Source organism: Arthrobacter sp. 4R501, from assembly GCF_002929755.1.
In the GTDB taxonomy this organism is placed as follows: Bacteria; Actinomycetota; Actinomycetes; order Actinomycetales; family Micrococcaceae; genus Arthrobacter.
The window spans coordinates 66,696-84,441 of record NZ_PJIW01000016.1 but is presented as its reverse complement, the minus strand read 5'-3'; the positions used below and the strand labels follow the sequence as shown (position 1 = coordinate 84,441).

The 17,746-nt window shown below is 66.9% G+C and carries 20 protein-coding genes; 13 read left to right on the top strand and 7 right to left on the bottom strand.

Features of this window, described 5'->3' with window-relative positions:
* Nucleotides 1-14: 14 nt before the first annotated feature.
* From CXR02_RS16170 to CXR02_RS16150, 5 genes are all read right to left on the bottom strand, one after another.
* A complete protein-coding gene (locus tag CXR02_RS16170; protein ID WP_058930688.1) occupies nt 15-245 on the bottom strand; it encodes a heavy-metal-associated domain-containing protein in 231 nt (76 codons plus the stop codon).
* Between the two features lie 62 nt (nt 246-307).
* A complete protein-coding gene (locus CXR02_RS16165; protein WP_104062914.1) occupies nt 308-655 on the bottom strand; it encodes a metal-sensitive transcriptional regulator in 348 nt (115 codons plus the stop codon).
* A 318-nt stretch (nt 656-973) separates the two neighbouring features.
* A complete protein-coding gene (locus tag CXR02_RS16160; RefSeq protein WP_104062913.1) occupies nt 974-1,492 on the bottom strand; it encodes a universal stress protein in 519 nt (172 codons plus the stop codon).
* 58 nt (nt 1,493-1,550) lie between these two features.
* Nucleotides 1,551-2,315: a class F sortase gene (locus CXR02_RS16155; RefSeq protein WP_258061036.1), complete on the bottom strand. Its 765-nt coding sequence runs from the start codon at nt 2,313-2,315 to the stop codon at nt 1,551-1,553.
* A gap of 132 nt (nt 2,316-2,447) precedes the next feature.
* A complete protein-coding gene (locus CXR02_RS16150) occupies nt 2,448-3,080 on the bottom strand; it encodes an LPXTG cell wall anchor domain-containing protein (RefSeq protein WP_104062912.1) in 633 nt (210 codons plus the stop codon).
* Nucleotides 3,081-3,351: 271 nt separating this feature from the next.
* Between CXR02_RS16150 and CXR02_RS16145 the strand changes: the two genes are divergently transcribed.
* From CXR02_RS16145 to CXR02_RS16135, 3 genes are all read left to right on the top strand, one after another.
* Entirely contained in the window at nt 3,352-3,552 is a 201-nt protein-coding gene (locus CXR02_RS16145) for a hypothetical protein (protein WP_056342139.1), read from the top strand.
* Nucleotides 3,553-3,678: 126 nt separating this feature from the next.
* Nucleotides 3,679-4,815, top strand: coding sequence for a glycosyl hydrolase (locus tag CXR02_RS16140; RefSeq protein WP_104062911.1), 1,137 nt, complete (start codon nt 3,679-3,681; stop codon nt 4,813-4,815).
* Entirely contained in the window at nt 4,808-5,095 is a 288-nt protein-coding gene (locus tag CXR02_RS16135; protein WP_104062910.1) for a MoaD/ThiS family protein, read from the top strand. The genes CXR02_RS16140 and CXR02_RS16135 overlap by 8 nt, the downstream gene beginning before the upstream one ends.
* Nucleotides 5,096-5,230: 135 nt before the next feature.
* Here CXR02_RS16135 and CXR02_RS16130 read toward each other — a convergent pair whose 3' ends face one another.
* A complete protein-coding gene (locus tag CXR02_RS16130; RefSeq protein WP_056341782.1) occupies nt 5,231-5,467 on the bottom strand; it encodes a hypothetical protein in 237 nt (78 codons plus the stop codon).
* 239 nt (nt 5,468-5,706) lie between these two features.
* On the opposite strand from CXR02_RS16130, the gene CXR02_RS16125 reads away from it, so the two are divergent.
* Entirely contained in the window at nt 5,707-6,783 is a 1,077-nt protein-coding gene (locus CXR02_RS16125; RefSeq protein ID WP_104062909.1) for an ATP-dependent DNA ligase, read from the top strand.
* Nucleotides 6,784-6,937: 154 nt separating this feature from the next.
* On the opposite strand, the gene CXR02_RS16120 is transcribed toward CXR02_RS16125, so the two are convergent.
* Nucleotides 6,938-8,257: an MFS transporter gene (locus CXR02_RS16120; protein ID WP_104062908.1), complete on the bottom strand. Its 1,320-nt coding sequence runs from the start codon at nt 8,255-8,257 to the stop codon at nt 6,938-6,940.
* A 233-nt stretch (nt 8,258-8,490) separates the two neighbouring features.
* On the opposite strand from CXR02_RS16120, the gene CXR02_RS16115 reads away from it, so the two are divergent.
* The 9 genes from CXR02_RS16115 (at nt 8,491) to CXR02_RS16080 (ending at nt 17,743) form a co-directional block, all read left to right on the top strand.
* Complete coding sequence (locus tag CXR02_RS16115) at nt 8,491-9,306, top strand: IclR family transcriptional regulator (RefSeq protein ID WP_104062907.1); 816 nt, start codon at nt 8,491-8,493, stop codon at nt 9,304-9,306.
* Nucleotides 9,307-9,442: 136 nt separating this feature from the next.
* Nucleotides 9,443-10,324 (top strand): shikimate dehydrogenase, encoded by an 882-nt coding sequence (locus CXR02_RS16110; protein WP_104062906.1) that lies wholly within the window; start codon nt 9,443-9,445, stop codon nt 10,322-10,324.
* Nucleotides 10,324-12,249 (top strand): bifunctional sugar phosphate isomerase/epimerase/4-hydroxyphenylpyruvate dioxygenase family protein, encoded by a 1,926-nt coding sequence (locus tag CXR02_RS16105; protein WP_104062905.1) that lies wholly within the window; start codon nt 10,324-10,326, stop codon nt 12,247-12,249. Before CXR02_RS16110 ends, CXR02_RS16105 begins: the two co-directional genes overlap by 1 nt.
* 50 nt (nt 12,250-12,299) lie before the next feature.
* Nucleotides 12,300-13,082: a protocatechuate 3,4-dioxygenase subunit beta gene (gene pcaH, locus CXR02_RS16100; RefSeq protein ID WP_104062904.1), complete on the top strand. Its 783-nt coding sequence runs from the start codon at nt 12,300-12,302 to the stop codon at nt 13,080-13,082.
* Nucleotide 13,083: 1 nt separating this feature from the next.
* Nucleotides 13,084-13,647 (top strand): protocatechuate 3,4-dioxygenase subunit alpha, encoded by a 564-nt coding sequence (gene pcaG, locus CXR02_RS16095; protein WP_104062903.1) that lies wholly within the window; start codon nt 13,084-13,086, stop codon nt 13,645-13,647.
* Between the two features lie 14 nt (nt 13,648-13,661).
* Nucleotides 13,662-15,122 (top strand): lyase family protein, encoded by a 1,461-nt coding sequence (locus CXR02_RS16090; protein ID WP_104062944.1) that lies wholly within the window; start codon nt 13,662-13,664, stop codon nt 15,120-15,122.
* The gene (locus tag CXR02_RS22455) at nt 15,115-15,933 is read left to right on the top strand and encodes an alpha/beta fold hydrolase (protein WP_181037264.1); all 819 of its coding nucleotides are present in this window, start codon (nt 15,115-15,117) and stop codon (nt 15,931-15,933) included. The genes CXR02_RS16090 and CXR02_RS22455 overlap by 8 nt, the downstream gene beginning before the upstream one ends.
* Complete coding sequence (gene pcaC / locus CXR02_RS22450; RefSeq protein WP_181037263.1) at nt 15,930-16,412, top strand: 4-carboxymuconolactone decarboxylase; 483 nt, start codon at nt 15,930-15,932, stop codon at nt 16,410-16,412. The genes CXR02_RS22455 and pcaC overlap by 4 nt, the downstream gene beginning before the upstream one ends.
* Before the next feature lie 116 nt (nt 16,413-16,528).
* Entirely contained in the window at nt 16,529-17,743 is a 1,215-nt protein-coding gene (locus tag CXR02_RS16080; protein WP_104062902.1) for a thiolase family protein, read from the top strand.
* Nucleotides 17,744-17,746 lie beyond the last annotated feature (3 nt).

Sequence of the window (17,746 nt, the reverse complement as noted above, 5' to 3'; positions counted from 1 at the left end):
CCTATCGGACAGCGTTACGCGTCGTTGGCAACAACCAGGTAGCCGGCTTCGGCGACCGCTTCGCCGATCTCGGACGGCGACAATTCCTGGCTTGAGGTGATGGTGACGGTGGAAATGCCGCCGGCGTTGAGTTCGACGTCGACCGTTTCAACCCCTGCGAGAGATTCAAGTTCCTCGCTGACGGACGAAACGCAGTGGCCGCAGGTCATGCCGGACACGTTGACGGTGGTGGAGGTGGTGCTCATGGCTGGCTCCTTCAAAACGGCCGGCGGTGGCCGGCCGTGAGTGGGTGGTTAGTGGTAGTCGGTCAGCGCAGGAGGCGGCCGATGGCCGCTGTGGCTTCCCTGACTTTGGCGTCTATGGCCTCAGCGCGAAGGGCCGGATCGGGCTCCCCGGCGGCGCCCACCACGCAGTGGCCGATGTGCTCTTCCACAAGTCCCAGGCTCACGGCGTGCAGGGCCTTGGTGGCCGCGGCGACCTGCGTCAGGATGTCGATGCAGTATTTGTCCTCATCCACCATCCGGGCGATCCCGCGGACCTGGCCCTCGATGCGCTTGAGCCTGCGCAGGTATGCCTCCTTGTTGGCGGTGTAGCCATGCGGAGGCGCCGGGTCAGCGCCGGCGTGTGTGGTCAAGGTTTCCAGCGAAGGTTCCATGCTGCCAACATATACCCCACAGGGGTATCTGGCAAGTACCCCCTAGGGGTATCCATTCGGAGATGAGCGCCACGAGGTTGGGTGGGTGCGGCTCTGGGAGGGCACAAAAAAGCTCCGGAGTGCGTTATTGGGGGATACGCACTCCGGAGCAGCATTTGGGCAGATTCACCCGGCCACTGCGGCCGGATCGTTCTGCTTGAATTAGCTTACTTGCCGGTACAGCCCTCCGCTACCACCTCGAATAACTACTTTCGCTTTATTATTTCGGTCACCCGAAACCGCCCCGGGTGGGGCGAGGCCGCCGGCTCAGGTAACGGCTTAGGCATCGTCCTGATGCGCCGGCCTCCGGTAGGGAACCACCAGCACCGGCCGGCTTTGATGGTGCGTCAGCCAGAGTCCCACAGATCCGTTGAGCATCTCGGAGATCCGGTGGGTCAGGCCGCGCTCCGACGTTCCCACAATGATCATGGGGGAGTTGCTTTCCGCGGCGAGCCGGGCGAGGGCGCGGCCCGGATCCCCCGCCAGGGTCCGCAGCGTCCAGTCCACGGGGGTGGCCGGCGTCGCGGCGTCGGCCACGGCTTCCGCGATCACGCCCTTGAGTTCCGTGGTGACCGAGCGGATGTCGTCGTCGTCCTTGTCCGGGTGCAGCGACAGCCGGTGTGCGGATCTGGTGGGATCCCATTCCACCAGGTAGCTGGCCTCGTCGACATAGGCACACAGCAACGGCACGGCCAGTTTGGCCGCCAGGGAAATGGCGGTTTCCAGCACTTCCGAGTGCTGATGGGGCAACACACCCACCAGCAACGGAGGCGGACCACTGAATCGTTCGGGACTCATAGGACCATTCTGTGCCTGCGCGGAGCCACTTGAACAGGGCCGACGGCGCGTGGACGTGTCAGGCGGCAGCGGGCGACGCCGAGACAACCACGTTCTTGCCCCACGGGTCTTCCGTGTAACAGCTGATCAGGACCACACGGCTGGGCACCATGTCCCAGATGGGGCTGTCCTTGAGGCTGTCCTTGAGGTACGTGGTGACGCTGTCCACCCGGTAAGGGATGGTGCCGGTCGCGGTGACGACGTCGAAGGTGTCACCAACGACTGCAGCGGAGCTGAGGTGGTTGAACGGGGCGTCCCGCCCCTCCCAGCTGTGTCCGATGATGTACGTGGTGTTGCCCGACCCGTTGCCGGGAGTCCCGAACGGTGTCAGCCAATACCCGTCCATGGTGGTGGGCGGCTCCACTGTACGGGAAGCGACGGCCGAGGCGTCCGGTTCAAGGGGATGGACGGCCGTGTCGATGGCCGCAGCTGGGTAGAGGATACGCAGGGGTGCGGAGGCTTCCGGCAAGGCCGGGCCGGGGGTGGTGGCGTCTGCGGCCGGGGCTGTTGCCGTCTTTGGAGCTGCCCCAGGAGCTTCGCCCGTGCCGGACAGCGGCCAAGGAGCGGGCGACGGCGTGGCCCGGAATGGTGCCGACAGTTCCGCTGTGGGGACGGCGGCTTCCCCGTGCTTGAGCAGGGGTGCACCGAAGGTGAGGGTCAGGAAACCCAGGACTCCGCACAGCAGGATCGCCAGATCTCCACGGTTCCATCCCCGGACGCGCAGTACTTCCAGGACACGCAGAACGCCACGGCGGACGACGCGGGTGCTGGAGTGCTTGGACATGATGTTCCTTTGCGTTCAGACGCCTTGCGTTCAGCAGGCGGAGGGTGCGCCCGCTTTGAAATTGCGCCGAGGACGCCCCGCCGGTTTCGGCGGGACGCCCTCGGTAACAGACCCCGGAGGCTCTGGCGGGCGTCAGCCCGCCGTCGGCGATTCCGTCCGGGACTTGCGGCGCACTGCAACCACAGCGCCCGCACCTAGCAGGACGCCCAGACCGGCCAGCCAGGTAGTACTTTCCTCTGATCCGCCGATGGCGGTTTGCGCGTTGAAGCCCTCGTTGGTGCCCTGGCTGACAGCGGCTGCTGCTGCGGCGGGCGCCTTGGCAGCAGCTGCCTTCGGTGCGGGTGTCTGCGCAGCCGGGGTGACCGCGGCCCCTGCTACCTGTGTCTGAGGCACCACAGCCGGCGGGTCAACGACCGGCGGCACTACTGGCGGCACGACCACCGGCGGAACCACCACCGGCGGTACGACGACTGGCGGTACGACGACTGGCGGTACGACGACCGGCGGCACCACCACCACAGCAAGGCAGGGCTGTTCGGGATCCCCACCCGCGGGCCAGTTGAATCCGTCCGGCAGTACCGCATTGGGCGGGATGATGTCATCGCGGTGTCGTGTGTGGCCGGCCAGTGCGCCTGATCCACTGATGTCGATCGTCAGCTCACTTCCGTTGTGGCAGAGCGTGAAGTCAGAGGCGGCGTAGGCCGGGGCCGTGACGCTGAGCATGGCCAGCCCCAGGACCCCCAAAGTTGCGAAGGTGCGTTTCATGGTGTTCTCCCCAGTCTGTTTGAAACGGACCACGCGGGGAGGGAGTAGCGGAGATCCCAATGCCCCAACAGCATGGTCAGCTTTAGTGACTTCAGGCTAGGGGCGGCGGCAAGGTGCAGTCGCCAGTAGCGGGTACTCGTCTTTTTCCGCCTTTGACCTGCGGCGTTACCTGCATGTACGCGGAATCGGGAGCATTGCCAGGTTGTGGCTACCCTTGAACGTGGACTGGGCGGAGCCTAACGTTGGAGCATACGAAAGGTGCGTGACCGGCATGGAAATCTACATGTGGTGGCTGGATCTGGACCTGCAAACCAAGGAATGGCTGAGGGAAAATCTCCGTGCGGCGGAACTGCCGCTGCCGGTGCTGCAGGGCATCGCCGAAGCCGGCGGGCCGCATCCGGATACCCCGGTGGCTGTCCTCACCGAAGCTGACTGGGATTTCATCGAGACGCAGTCCGAATTCGTCGACTGACCGGAGGTCCCCGGCGCCGCCGGCACGGCCACGCCGGACCAGTAAACCCGGAGCAGTCCCCTCGGACCAGTCCACATAGCGAAGAAAAGCGTTGCGGCCCTCCGGCCGGGGTGGTTGCATGGGTGAATGGCAACCGCAGAGAACTTTGTCTTAGCGATCGGGACCAAAAAAGGCCTCTGGCTGGCCACCAGCCAGGACCGGAAGCAATGGTCCTTCTCCGGCCCGCATTTCCTGATGAGCGAAATCCCCAGCATCGGGATCGACACACGGGACGGCCGTACCCGGATCATGGTGGGGGTCAGGTCCGAGCACTGGGGCCCCACCGTGGCCCATTCCGATGACCTCGGCGCCACCTGGACCGAACCTGAACAGGGCGCCATCACGTTTCCCGAAGACACCGGCGCGGCCGTGGAGCGCATCTGGCAGATCTACCCGGACGCAGAGTCGCGGCCAGGGGTGGTATGGGCAGGTGCCGAACCGATTTCGGTCTGGAGATCCACCGATGGCGGCGAGCATTTCGAACTTAACCGCGGGCTATGGGATCACCCTCACCGCAGCGACTGGGGTGCGGGCTACGGCGGCGCCGCCGCCCACTCCATCGTGGTGAATCCGGCCGGGGACAACGTCCACGTCGCCATGAGCACCGGCGGTGTGTACCGCTCGCTCGACGGCGGTGAGTCCTGGGAACCCCGCAACAAGGGTATTTCGGCCTACTTCATGCCGGACCCCAATCCTGAGTTCGGCCAGTGCGTCCACAAGATCGCGGCGGATGCTGCGGTGGAAGGACGGCTGTACGCGCAGAACCATCACGGCGTCTACCGCACGGATGATAACGGCGAAAACTGGAACTCCATCGCCGAGGGACTTCCGGCCGACTTCGGTTTTGTGATGCTGACGCACCCGCGCCGGGAAGGAACCGCCTGGGTTGTGCCGCTCAAGGCCGACGGCGAGCGGATCCCGCCCGAAGGGAAGCTTGCCGTGCACCGAACGGACGATGCCGGGGCCACCTGGAAGCGCCTGGATACGGGCCTGCCCAAGGGGGAGTACAACAGCGTCCTCCGCGACGCCGCGGGCGTGGATTCATCCGAGCCGGCCGGTGTCTACTTCGGAACGCGCGGCGGCACCGTGTACGCCAGCACGGATGAAGGGGAGACGTTTGCTGAGGTTGTCAGCCATCTCCCCGACGTCCTGTGTGTCCGCGCCGCCGTAGTCTCTACGGCTGGACTGCCGGTTCCGGAAACGGCAGCGGCCCGCGGTGCCTGACATCAGCGTGGTACTACCCAGCATCCTCCAGCCGCTGGCCGGCGGCCAGTCCATCCTGACTGCGCCCGCCGACGGGACGGTGACGGTGGGAAGCCTGCTGGATTCGGTGACCGGGGATTACCCGGTGCTGGGCAGGCGGCTGCGGGACGAAACGGGGGCGCTTCGCCGGTACGTGAATATTTACGTTGCCGGTGACGAGGTGCGTCGGCTCCAGGGCCTGGAAACTGAGGTGTCGCCCGGCCAGGAGGTGCTGGTCATCCAGTCGGTGGCCGGAGGTTAGGGCCGAAGTATCTCGGGCGGTCCGGCGGGCAGTCCTGACTGACTGCGCCCGCCGTCGTCGTGCAAGACTCCGGAGTACAAGATTCAAGGGTGCAAGATTCCGCAAGTGGTGCTGCGCCAGCGGCCCAACACGCGGTCAGGCAATCCGCCAGACGCTGCATTCGTCCGTATTGATCGCTTTCCGCGAGCCGGTGTGATGGTCCATGATCCAGACAACGCCGATTCCCGGTGCTGTCTCCTGGACACGGCCACGGCGGATGACCACGTCGTCGTAGCTGGGGCCTACGGAGAGGCGGGCCTCGATTTCATCGCCGCGGTGGAGCTGGTCCAGGGCGCGGACTCTTGTTACATGGGCTTTGGCTTCCTTCAACATGGGGGCCTCCTGGCTGGAGCTGGTGCCTGCGCTTGCCGGCACTTCCAGTGTGGCTGGGCAATGTTGCGCCCTGGTTTCCTCAACGTTAGGAGCCGGTTAGTTCTCCGCGATCGATACGTTTCCGCCGGGACCACGGGCTGCGGCGAACGCCACGCGTCAAACCACGCCCGGACCTTCAGTTGGGCATCGTGCCAGTTCAGGCCTACCGCCGGCGGGCCTCCCGGGCAAGAATGGGCACTATGCAACTTCCCGTGATGCCTCCCGTCCCGCCCATGCTCGCCAAGGCCGTCAGCGGAATGCCCGACGGGGCCCTCAGCTATGAGCCCAAGTGGGACGGGTTCCGGTCCATCATTTTCCGCGACGGCGATGAGCTGGAGATCGGCAGCCGCAACGAAAAGCCCATGACCAGGTATTTTCCTGAGCTTGTGGCAGCCCTGAAGGAGAACCTGCCGCCCCGCTGTGTGCTGGACGGCGAGATTGTGCTGGTGAGGGCAGCCGGTGACCGGCTGGATTTTGACGCCCTGCAGCAGCGCATCCATCCCGCCGCCAGCCGCGTGAAGCTTCTCGCCGAACAGACCCCGGCCAAGTTTGTGGCCTTTGACCTGCTGGCCCTGGGCGACGACGACTACACCGGGCGGCCCTTCGCCGAGCGGCGGGCAGCGCTGGAAAAGGCGCTCGCCGGCAGCAAGGCGCCCGTCCACATCACCGCCGCGACCCAGGACAAGGCCACCGCTGAGCAGTGGTTCCAGCAGTTCGAAGGTGCAGGCCTGGACGGGATTGTGGCCAAGCCCCTGGACGGCTCCTACCAGCCGGACAAACGCGTGATGTTCAAGGTCAAGCACGAACGCACCGCCGACTGCGTAGTGGCCGGCTATCGCGTGCACAAAAGCGGACCGGACGCGATTGGCTCGCTCCTGCTCGGCCTGTACAAGGACGACGGCGGGCTGGCCAGCGTGGGCGTGATCGGTGCCTTCCCGATGAAGCGCCGCCAGGAGCTTTTTGCCGAACTGCAGCAACTGGTCACCGACTTTGACGGGCACCCGTGGGCGTGGGCCAAGCAGGAGGAGGGAGATCGGACGCTGCGGAACGCCGAAGGCAGCCGGTGGAGCGCAGGCAAGGACCTGTCCTTCGTGCCGCTGCGGCCGGAGTTGGTGGTGGAGGTCAGGTATGACCACATGGAGGGCGACCGCTTCCGCCACACTGCCCAGTTCAACCGCTGGCGGCCGGACCGGGACCCCGAATCATGCACCTACGCCCAACTGGAGGAACCGGTCGGCTTCGACCTTGAGTCGGTCCTGGACACCGGCCGGCCCTAGGCGTCCAGTCACCGTGGGCACCCAAGTCCGCCGCCCGCCGTCGTACGTTCCTGCCCGTCTGCCGCGGGGGAGCACGGAAAAGCCCGGCGCGTCCTGGGGACGTGCCGGGCTTTCCGGTAAGCAACTGGGCAGGAACGTCAGCTTCCCGCGGGCCTTACTTCAGGCCAAGCTGCTTGGTGGGGACGTTGAAGGTTTCCTTGGCCGTCAGGGCGGAGATGGCCGAGATGCCGCAGATGACGGCGGTGAAGATGCTGATCTGGACCCAGCCGCCGGGCCTGATGCCGCCCATGGCTGCCACGATGGCCGGGGCGAAGCCTGCCATCAGGAAGCCCAGCTGGGTACCGATCGCCAGGCCGGAGAACCGGACCCTGGTGCTGAACATTTCGGCGTAGAAGGACGGCCAGACGGCGTTTGAGGCTGCGTAGCCGAAGGAGAAGAAGCCGATCGCTGCGAGGAACATCAGCGGGATGCTGCCGGATTCCAGGCTGAGCAGGAACACCGGGGTGAGGATGGCGCTGGCCACGGCGCCGTAGATGAAGACCGGCTTGCGGCCGATCCGGTCCGCGAGCTTGCCGAACAAAGGCTGGGTACCCAGTGCCACCAGGTTGGCGCCGACTACCAGCCAGAGCGTGGTGGTGCCGTCCACCCCTGCCACGGTCTTGGCGTAGGTGATGGCCAGGGTGCCGAACACAGTGGAGACTGCGGCGATGAAAGCGCAGCAGACCACGCGGAGCACATCGCGCCAGTGGTCCTTGAGGAGGTCGGCAACGGGCAGCTTGGAAATCTGGGCGGTCTTCTGGGCTTCCTCGAAGGCCGGCGGTTCGTGCAGCGTGCGGCGAATGAAGAATGCCACCAGCACTACCACTGCGCTGAGCCAGAACGGAATGCGCCAGCCGATGCCGTACTTGATCTCGTCCGGAAGGGCCAGGACGGGGATGAAGACCAGCGCGGCGAGGATCTGGCCGCCCTGGGTGCCGGTGAGGGTCCAGGAAGTGAAGAAGGAGCGGCGGTTGTCCGGTGCGTGTTCCAGCGTCATGGACGAGGCGCCGGCCTGCTCGCCCGCTGCGGAGAGGCCCTGGCAAAGCCGCGCCAGCACCAGCAGGGCCGGAGCCCACCAGCCCACGGTGTTGAAGTCGGGCAGGCAGCCGATCAGGAACGTCGAGGCGCCCATCAGCAGCAGCGTGAACATCAGGACCTTCCGCCGGCCCACGCGGTCACCGAAGTGGCCCAGGATGACGGCGCCCACCGGCCGTGCCACATAGGCGAAGCCGAAGGTGGCGAAGGACATAACGGCCGCGTTGGCCCCGGCGTCCGGGAAGAACACCGTGGGGAAGATCAGGGCGGCCGCGGAACCGAAGATGAAGAAGTCGTAGTATTCGACGGCGCTGCCCAGGAAGCTGGCGAGGGCTGCTTTCTTTGGCGTCCCGGCCGGGGCAACAGTGCCCGGCCCGGCGGACGGAAGTGTCTGGCTCATGGATTTCCTTAGATGTGACGACATTGTCGCGGATGGATCTGGAGGGTCGCAGCCGCAGCTGCCTGAGTGGAGGCTTGGTGCGGTGCGGCTGGAGTCCGTTGAAAGACCCGGACGAGTAGCCACATGGTGGGAGCTACTTGTGCGATATAGCAATGATGGCTGTGAGCGCAGTCACTTGTCAAGAAAATAATCACCATCTAGAAATAGTTGCCACGATGTGGCAATATCGACCTATGAGTGTGAATCAAACCACAGCGCCCAATGACGTCGCCGCTGAGCCAAAGACGCCCAAGGGTGACCGTACGGACATGGTGGGCAAGGCCCTGGGCCTGCTGGTCCTCCTGGGTGACGAGCCGCGTGGCGCCAGCGCCGCGGAGATCTCGCGCCGCGCCGACCTCCCCTTCAGCACCACCTACCGCCTGCTGGGATCCCTGACGCGGGACGGATTTGTGGACTATGAGCCGGACGGCCGCCGCTACCACCTGGGCCTGCGGATCTTCCAGCTGGGACAGCGGGTCTCCAACCATCACGGATTTGCCGGCACGGCACTGCCGGTCCTGCGCCGCGTGACCGAGCAGACGGGGGAGGCCACCATCCTCAGCGTCCGCGACGGCCACCATCACCTCACCGTCAACAAGGTGGACGGATCGCAGACCTTCCGTGTCACCAGCGATCCCGGGCATCTGGGCGCCCTGCATGCGACAGCCGTGGGCAAGGCGCTGGTGGCTTTTGCCGAGGATGCGGAGCGTGACGCGTTGATTGAGGAGCTCGAGCTGGAACCCCTCACCGAACACACCATCACTGACCGTGCCGCTTTCCGCGCCGAAATCGAGAAGGTGCGCCGGCAGGGGTATGCCGTGATGGACGAGGAGAACGAGAGCGGCATGCGCGCCGTGGCCGTGCCGCTGCTCAATTCGCAGGGCCACGCCTTCGCCTCCCTGGCCACCGCCGTTCCCGTGTTCCGCCTCAGCATGGAAGCCTTGCTGGCCCATGTGCCCCTGCTGCAGGACGCCGCGGCCGAGCTGGCCGCGCGCTTGCCGCAACGGTAAAAACTCGAAGATGTTCGTATGTAGAACATGCGTGCGAGAAGTGAACAAGTGTTGTACTGTAATCCCTATCACCCGACCGCCGCGGACGCCTTGAGCGCCGCCGCCCGCCGGGTGCCGTATCAAAGGAGCTGCCCGGATGAGCAATCGAACTGAGTCCTACCTTGTGGGACTGGTCGGCGACGGCGTTATGCCGTCCCTCACTCCCCTCATGCACGAACGCGAAGGCGATGTGCAGGGCCTGCGCTACCTCTACCGCCCCATTGACCTGCTGGAGCTCGGACTTTCCGGCGACGCCGTGGGGGACCTGCTCAAGAGTGCCCGCAGCCTGGGCTTCAACGGTCTGAACATCACCCATCCGTGCAAGCAGCTTGTGCTGGCGCACCTGGACGAGGTCTCGCCGGATGCCCTCAGGCTCGGCGCCGTCAACACCGTGGTCATCGAGGACGGCCGCTTCATTGGCCACAACACCGACTTCTCCGGCTTCGCCGCCGCGCTTGCCTCCGGCCTACCGGGCGCGCGGCTGGACCGCGTCGTCCAGCTTGGCGCGGGAGGTGCCGGTTCCGCCGTCGCCTACGCGCTGCTCACCGCCGGCGTTAAGGCGCTGGACCTGGTGGACGTGGACCCCGCCCGCTGCGCGGCACGCGCAGCAGAGCTCGCCGGCGTCTTCCCGGGCAGCACCGTCACAGCGCGTACGACGGCGGAGCTGCCGCAGCTGATGCCGCTGGCCGACGGTCTGGTGCACTGCACCCCCGTAGGCATGGCCGCCCACCCGGGCGTCCCGCTAGACCTGGACCTGCTGGAAACGCGGCACTGGGTGGCGGACATCGTCTACCGTCCGATCGATACGGAACTGGTCCGCGGCGCCCGCGCCAAAGGCTGCGAGGTCCTGGACGGTGGCCGCATGGCCGTAGGGCAGGCGGCGGATTCTTTCCGGATCTTCACCGGGCTGGAAGCCGACGCGGAACGCATGCGCAGCCATTTCCTGGAGCTCGTGGCCAAGGAAGAGGTGGCTGCCTGATGCGCACCGGAATCGCTACGGTCTGCCTCTCCGGCACCCTGAAGGAAAAGATGCAGGCCTGCGCCATCGCCGGCTTTGACGGGATCGAAATCTTCGAGCAGGACCTGGTCACGTCGCCGCTCACGCCCGAGGACGTCCGCAAGATGGCGGCCGACCTTGGCCTCACGCTGGATCTTTACCAGCCGTTCCGCGACTTCGACAGCGTGTCCGAAGACCTCCTGGCCGCCAACCTCCGGCGTGCCGAAGCCAAATTCAAGCTCATGGCGCGGCTGGGCATGGACACCGTCCTGGTCTGCTCCAATGTGGCCACTGCCAGCATCGACAGCGACGACCTCCGGGTGGAACAGCTCGGCCAGCTGGCTGCGCTGGCGGGGGACCACGGCGTCAAGGTGGCCTACGAGGCCCTGGCCTGGGGCAAATACGTCAACGACTACGAGCACGCCCACAAGCTGGTGGAAGCCGTGGACCACCCCAACCTGGGCACCTGCCTGGATTCCTTCCACATCCTGTCCCGCAACTGGGACACCGCCCCCATCGAGGCCTTCAACCCGGACAAGATCTTCTTCGTCCAGGTGGCGGACGCCCCCAAGCTCTCCATGGACGTCCTCTCCTGGAGCCGGCACTACCGGGTGTTCCCGGGCGAGGGCCAGTTCGAGCTCGCCAAGTTCATGGGCCACGTGGTCCGGGCGGGGTACAGCGGCCCGGTGTCGCTGGAAATCTTCAACGACGTCTTCCGCCAGTCGGACGTGGAGCGCACCGCCGTCGACGCCATGCGCTCGCTCATCTGGCTGGAGGAACAGAGCGCCAAGTGGCTGAGTGCCGCTTCCGACGGTGAGACGGGCACGGGTGCCGCTGGCACTGTTGCTGGTGGTCCTGTGGCCCCCGGCCGCCGTCGTTATCCCATGGAACTGGCCACGCTCCCGCAGGTAGCTGAACCGGCGGGCTACAACTTCGCCGAAGTCAGGGCCGCGGACACCAAAGGGCTGGAAACGGTCCTGGGCCAGCTGGGCTTCGAGTTCACCGGCCGGCACCGCACCAAGGACGTGCAGCTCTGGAGCCTGGGCCACGCCCGAGTGATCATCAACGAGGCCGCACCGGCAAATGGGGACGATTCAACGGGGGACACGTCAGCGGGGGATGCGTCGCCCGCCATCGCCGCCCTGGGCTTTGACGTCGCCTCCCCGGTGATTGCCGCCGCCCGCGCCCAGCAGCTTAAGGCCCCCGCGGTCCCGCGCAAGAGCCAAGCCAACGAGGAGGTGTTCCAGGGCTTCGCCGCCCCGGACTCCACCGAGATCTTCCTGTGCCAGGGCACCTCGGACGGCACCGCAGCCTGGACCAGTGAATTCGGGGAGGGTCTGGAAAAGCCCGCCGCCGAAGCCACCGCCGTGATCGACCACGTCAACCTGGCCCAGCCGTGGCAGCATTTCGACGAGGCCGTCCTCTTCTACACGAGCGCACTGGCCTTGGAGCCCCAGCCGTTCGCGGAAGTGCCGAGCCCCACCGGCCTGGTCCGCTCGCAGGTCATGGCCACCGGGGACCGCGCCGTGCGGCTGGTGCTGAACCTTGCGCCGCTGAACCAGCAGCGCAGGTCCTACCAGGAACACATCGCCTTCGCCGTGGATGACCTGGTGGCCACTGCCGGGAACTGCAAGGCCCGCGGCCTGGAATTCCTTCAGATCCCGGCGAACTACTACGAGGACCTGGACGCACGCTTCGGCCTGGCATCGGACTTCCTGGTCACGCTGCAGGACCTGAACCTCCTGTACGACCGGGACGCGGACGGCGAATTCCTCCACTTCTACACAGCCACCGTGGGCAGTGTGTTCTTCGAAATGGTGGAACGCCGCGGGGCCTACGACGGCTACGGCGCCCCCAACGCCCCCGTGCGCCACGCAGTCCAGTACGACCACCTGCAGCACCGGTAAGACAGCACCACCACCACTCAGCAGCAACAACCAGAGAAAAGGAGGCCGCAGTGGAGACACAGCAGGATCTCAGTGCAGAGATTAACGCCATGGGCGATGCCTACGCGCGGGCGCTCAAGGACGGCGCCCCGGCCGAGACCCAGCCCCGGCTGGACTACGCGCCCTACCGCAGCAGCATCCTGCGGCACCCCACCAAAAGCCTGCACCACGCGGACCCGGAAACCATCGAGCTGTACTCGCCGGCGTTCGGCCACCAGGACGTGCACGCCCTGGAAGCGGACCTGACCATCCAGCACAACGGCGAACCCCAGGGCGAGCGGATCATCGTGGCCGGCAAGGTCCTGGACGGCGACGGCCGCCCCGTGGCCGGGCAGCTCGTGGAAATCTGGCAAGCCAACGCGTCCGGCCGCTACATCCACAAACGCGACCAGCACCCGGCGCCGCTGGACCCCAACTTCACCGGTGTGGGCCGCTGCATCACCGGCCCCGACGGCTCGTACCGGTTCACCACCATCAAGCCCGGCGCCTACCCGTGGAAAAACCACATCAACGCCTGGCGGCCGGCCCACATCCACTTCTCCATGTTCGGCACGGAGTTCACCCAGCGGATCGTCACCCAGATGTACTTCCCCGGCGACCAGCTCTTCCCACTGGACCCCATCTACCAGTCCATCGTGGACCAAGACGCCCGCGACCGGCTGGTGGCCAGCTACGACCACGATCTCACGGAACCCGAGTGGGCACTGGGCTACAACTGGGACATCGTCCTCACCGGCTCCAAACGGACCTGGACCGAAAACGAGGCGCTCGGCGCAGCAGGAGACGAGGAATAACGTGAGTACCACCACCCGGCTTGTTCCCACCCCCGGCCAGACCGTCGGTCCGTTCTACGGCTACGCCCTGCCGTTCGAGAAGGACAACGAACTCCTGGCGCCCGGCTCGCCCGGCTCCATCCGCCTTCAGGGCACCGTATATGACGGCGCCGGGAAGACCATCCCGGACGCCATCCTCGAGATCTGGCAGCCCGATGCCGACGGCAGGATCGTGCAGCAGACCGGCTCCCTGGTTCGCGACGGCTACACCTTCACCGGCTGGGGCCGCGCGTCCGTAGGCCACTCCGGCGTGTACACCTTCACCACCGTGAACCCGGGCCCTACCGGACCTGGAGCCGCCCCCTTCATCTCCGTGGCCGTGTTTGCCCGCGGCCTGATGAACCGGCTTTTCACCCGCGTATACCTGCCGGAAAGCGAGGAAGCCCTCGCCAAGGACCCGCTGCTCAGCTCCCTGGACCCGGAGCGCCGCAAGACCCTCATTGCACGGCGCGATGCCGACGGCGGACTCACGTGGGACATCCGCCTGCAGGGCGAGGGCGAAACAGTCTTCCTGGACTTCCAGTGACTTACGTCGCCGGCATGGAAGGTACCGGCCACCTCGGAAAAGCTGCGGACGGTGACGTCGGCCTGCTGAGTCCTGTCTCGGCGTCGCCCCTGGTTACGGCGCTGACCGGTGACCGCGCGGTGCTGGCGGCGATCCTCGCCGTCGAGTCCGGCTGGGCCGCCGTGCTGGAGAAGGCAGGCCTTGCGCCTGTCGGTTCCGCCGCCGTCGTGTCCTCCGCCGCCGAGGCAGGACGCTACGACGCAGCAGACGTCGCGCTCCGGGCCCAGGGCGGCGGCAACCCCGTCATCCCGCTGCTGGCAGACCTGCGCAAGCATGTCACGGCGCTGGACGGCGCCCGCATCGGCGCAGTGAAGGCCGTCCACACCTCGCTGACCAGCCAGGACGTTCTGGACACGGCCCTAATGCTGCTCGCGCGCAACACCGTGGAGGCGGTGCTGGCGGACCTGAAATGCACGACGGCGGCGCTCGCGTCCTTGGCGGAACAGCATGCGGACACGCTAGGCGTGGGCAGGAGCCTGACCCAGCACTCCCTCCCCTTTACCTTTGGGCTGCGGGCGGCGCAGTGGTTCCACGGGCTGGCCGCCGCCGGCCGGCAGCTGGGCAACGTGCAGTTCCCGGTGCAGTTCGGCGGGGCGGCCGGAACTTTGGCTGCAGGAACCGTGCTGACCGCCGGCTCCGCCACCAGCCCCTTTGACCTGGCCGATTCCCTGGCCCGGCAACTGGGCCTGGCCGCGGCACCGGCACCGTGGCACACGAACCGGTTGGCCGTCACATCCCTCGGAAATGCCTTGGCCTCGGTGCTGGATGCCACCGGCAAAATCGCCACGGACGTCCTGTTCCTGAGCCGGCCCGAGGTGGCCGAACTCGCCGAACCGCGCGCCGCCGGACGCGGCGTCTCCTCGGCCATGCCCCAGAAGCAGAACCCGGTGTTGTCGGTCCTCATCCGCAGCGCCGCACTCCAGGCGCCCCAGCTGGTGGCCCAGCTGCACCTGGCCGCCGCCAACTTCAACGACGAACGCCCCGACGCCGCCTGGCACACGGAATGGCCGGCCCTGCGCCAGCTTCTCCGCCTGGCACTCGGCGCGGCCGGGCACCTCCGGGAGCTCGCCGAAGGCCTGCAGGTTTTCCCCGACGCCATGCGCCGCAACTTGGACCTCGCCGGACCGCTGCTCCTGGCCGAAGGGGTGGGCGCCGCCGTCGCCCCGCTGCTCGACGACCAGGGTGGCCGCAGCGGCAAGGAGCAGCTGCTGGCCGTGGTGGACCGGACGCTCCAGGCGCCCGCCGCCGAACAAGGCGTTACCTACCGCCGGCTGCTCCGCGAGGCCGTCCCGGCGGGGACGCTTTCCGATGGGCAGCTGGCGGGACTCCTTGACCCGGCCAGCTACCTGGGCCAGGCAGCCGAGATCTCGCGCCGCATCCTGGCCACCTACCCCGACTTTTCAACACCCACCCAGAACGGAGCCAACCGTGGCTAAACCGACCCTGAAAGCAGTTCTGCTTTCACCCGAACGGGCCCTTGGCGACCGTCCCATGCTGGTGGTTGGACCCTCCCTGGGTACGTCCACCGTCCTGTGGTCCGAGGCGGCCTCCCTGCTCGGCAACGATTACGACATAGTGGCCTGGGACCTGCCCGGCCACGGGGTCTCGCCGGCCGCCACCGAGACGTTCGACGTCGCCGGGCTGGCGGATGCGGTGGTGGACCTGGTGGACTCGATCGCCCCCGGCGAAGCCTTCCACTACGCCGGGGTTTCGCTCGGCGGCGCCACCGGCCTGCAGCTGGGCATCAAGCACGGCGAACGCCTCAAGAGCCTGTCCGTCCAGTGCACCGGCGCCAAGATCGGCACCCCCGAAGCCTGGTTGGAACGCGCCGAAACCGTACGCAGCCAGGGCACTCCCGTGATGATCCAGGGTTCCGCGCAGCGCTGGTTCGCGCCGGGATTTATGGACCGTGAGCCCGAGCGGAGCAGCCGGCTCCTGCACTCCCTCCGCGACACCGACCGCTTCAGCTACGCCTTCTGCTGCGAAGCCCTGGCAGGCTTCGACGTCCGTGCCGACCTCGGCAGAATCACCGTCCCCACGCAGGCAGTTGCCGGCGCGGCGGACACTGTTGCACCGCCGTCGATGGCTCAGGAAACCGTTGAGGGCATTACCGCCGGCGGCGGTACGGCAAATTCTGTGACGCTGGAGGGAGTGGCGCACCTGGCCCCGGCCGAAGCCCCCGCCCATGTTGCCGAACTGCTGCGGACCCTCATCACCTGGAGCGAATCCCGCGGGGCAGCCAAATGAGCGGCGCAGCCCCGAACGGGGGAGAACGGCACGGCGTGGTCCAGCCGGACGCCACCAGCCAGGAAATTTACGACGGCGGCATGGTGGTCCGCCGCGAAGTGTTGGGCGCCGCGCACGTGGACCGGGCCAACGCCAACAAGGACGAATTCACTGACGATTTCCAGGACATGATCACGCGGATCGCGTGGGGTGGCATCTGGACCCGCCCTGGCCTCACCCGGCAGATGCGCTCGGCCGTGACCATCACCGCGATGGTGGCGCACGGGCACTGGGAAGAGCTGGCCATGCACATCCGCGCGGCCATCACCAACGGCCTGAGCCGGGACGAAATCAAGGAAATCCTGCTCCAGACCGCCATCTACTGCGGCGTTCCGTCCGCCAACACAGCCTTCAAGACCGCCCAGCAGGTCTTCCTCGACTTGGACAACGCCGCCACGGACACAGCATCGACGGACACCCCCGCGGGCCCACCAAACTAGCCCCCCACCCAACTAGCCACCCCACCCAACTAACTGGCAGTTAACGTCGTCATTCGCGCGAATGACGACGTTAACTGCGACCTAGTTGGGAACCGCGCAGAATTTGAGGAAGAGTTATGAATCAGGCTTTTGTGTACGACGCCGTTCGCACGCCGTTCGGCAAGTTCGGCTCCGGCCTTGCCGCCGTCCGCCCGGATGACCTGGCTGCGCACGTGATCAAGGAATCCGTGAAGCGCGCCCCCGGGCTTGATCCAGAGCGCATCGATGAAGTGGTGTTCGGCAACGCCAACGGGGCCGGTGAAGAGAACCGCAACATCGCCAGGATGGGCACCCTGCTCGCCGGCCTCCCGGTGTCCATTCCCGGCACCAGCGTGAACCGGCTCTGCGGGTCGTCGCTGGACGCGGCGATCATCGCCTCGCGCCAGATCAACGCCGGCGACGCCGAACTGATGCTCGTGGGCGGCGCCGAATCGATGTCCCGGGCCCCGTGGGTGTTGCCGAAGACCGAGAAGCCGTACCCGGCGGGGGACATGACGCTGGCGTCCACCACTCTGGGCTGGCGGCTGGTGAACAAGGCCATGCCGAAGGAGTGGACCATCTCCCTGGGCGAGGCCACCGAGCGGCTGCGCGAGAAGTACGGCGTGACCCGCGAACAGCAGGACGAGTTCGCCGCGAACTCGCACAACCTCTCCGCCGCCGCATGGGACGAGGGCTTCTACGACAACCTCGTCGCCCCGGTGCCGGGCACGGACCTGGTCCGCGACGAAGGCATCCGCGCCGGTTCATCGGCCGAGAAGCTCGCCGGTCTCAAGACCGTATTCCGCACGGAGAACGGCACCGTCACTGCCGGGAACGCGTCCCCGCTGTCCGACGGCGCCTCTGCTGCCTGGATCGGCTCCGAGAGTGCCGCCGGGCTTCTGGGGCTGGAACCGCTGGCCCGCATCGCCGGCCGCGGCGCGCACGCCAACGATCCCCAGTTCTTCGGCTACGCCCCGGTGGAGGCCGCCAACAAGGCCCTCGCGAAGGCGGGCATCGGCTGGGACCAGGTGGGCGCCGTCGAACTTAACGAAGCGTTCGCCGCCCAATCCCTGGCCTGCATCAACGCCTGGGACATCGACCCCACCATCGTGAACCGCCACGGCGGCGCACTCGCCATGGGCCACCCCCTCGGCGCGTCCGGCACACGGATCCTGGGCACCCTCGCCCGGAGCCTGCAGGCCTCCGGTGAGCGGTGGGGCGTCGCCGCGATCTGCATCGGCGTGGGCCAGGGTCTGGCCGTTGTCCTCGAAAACGTCACCGCCGCCCCGCCGGCAAAACCAGTGAAGGGCTAAGAG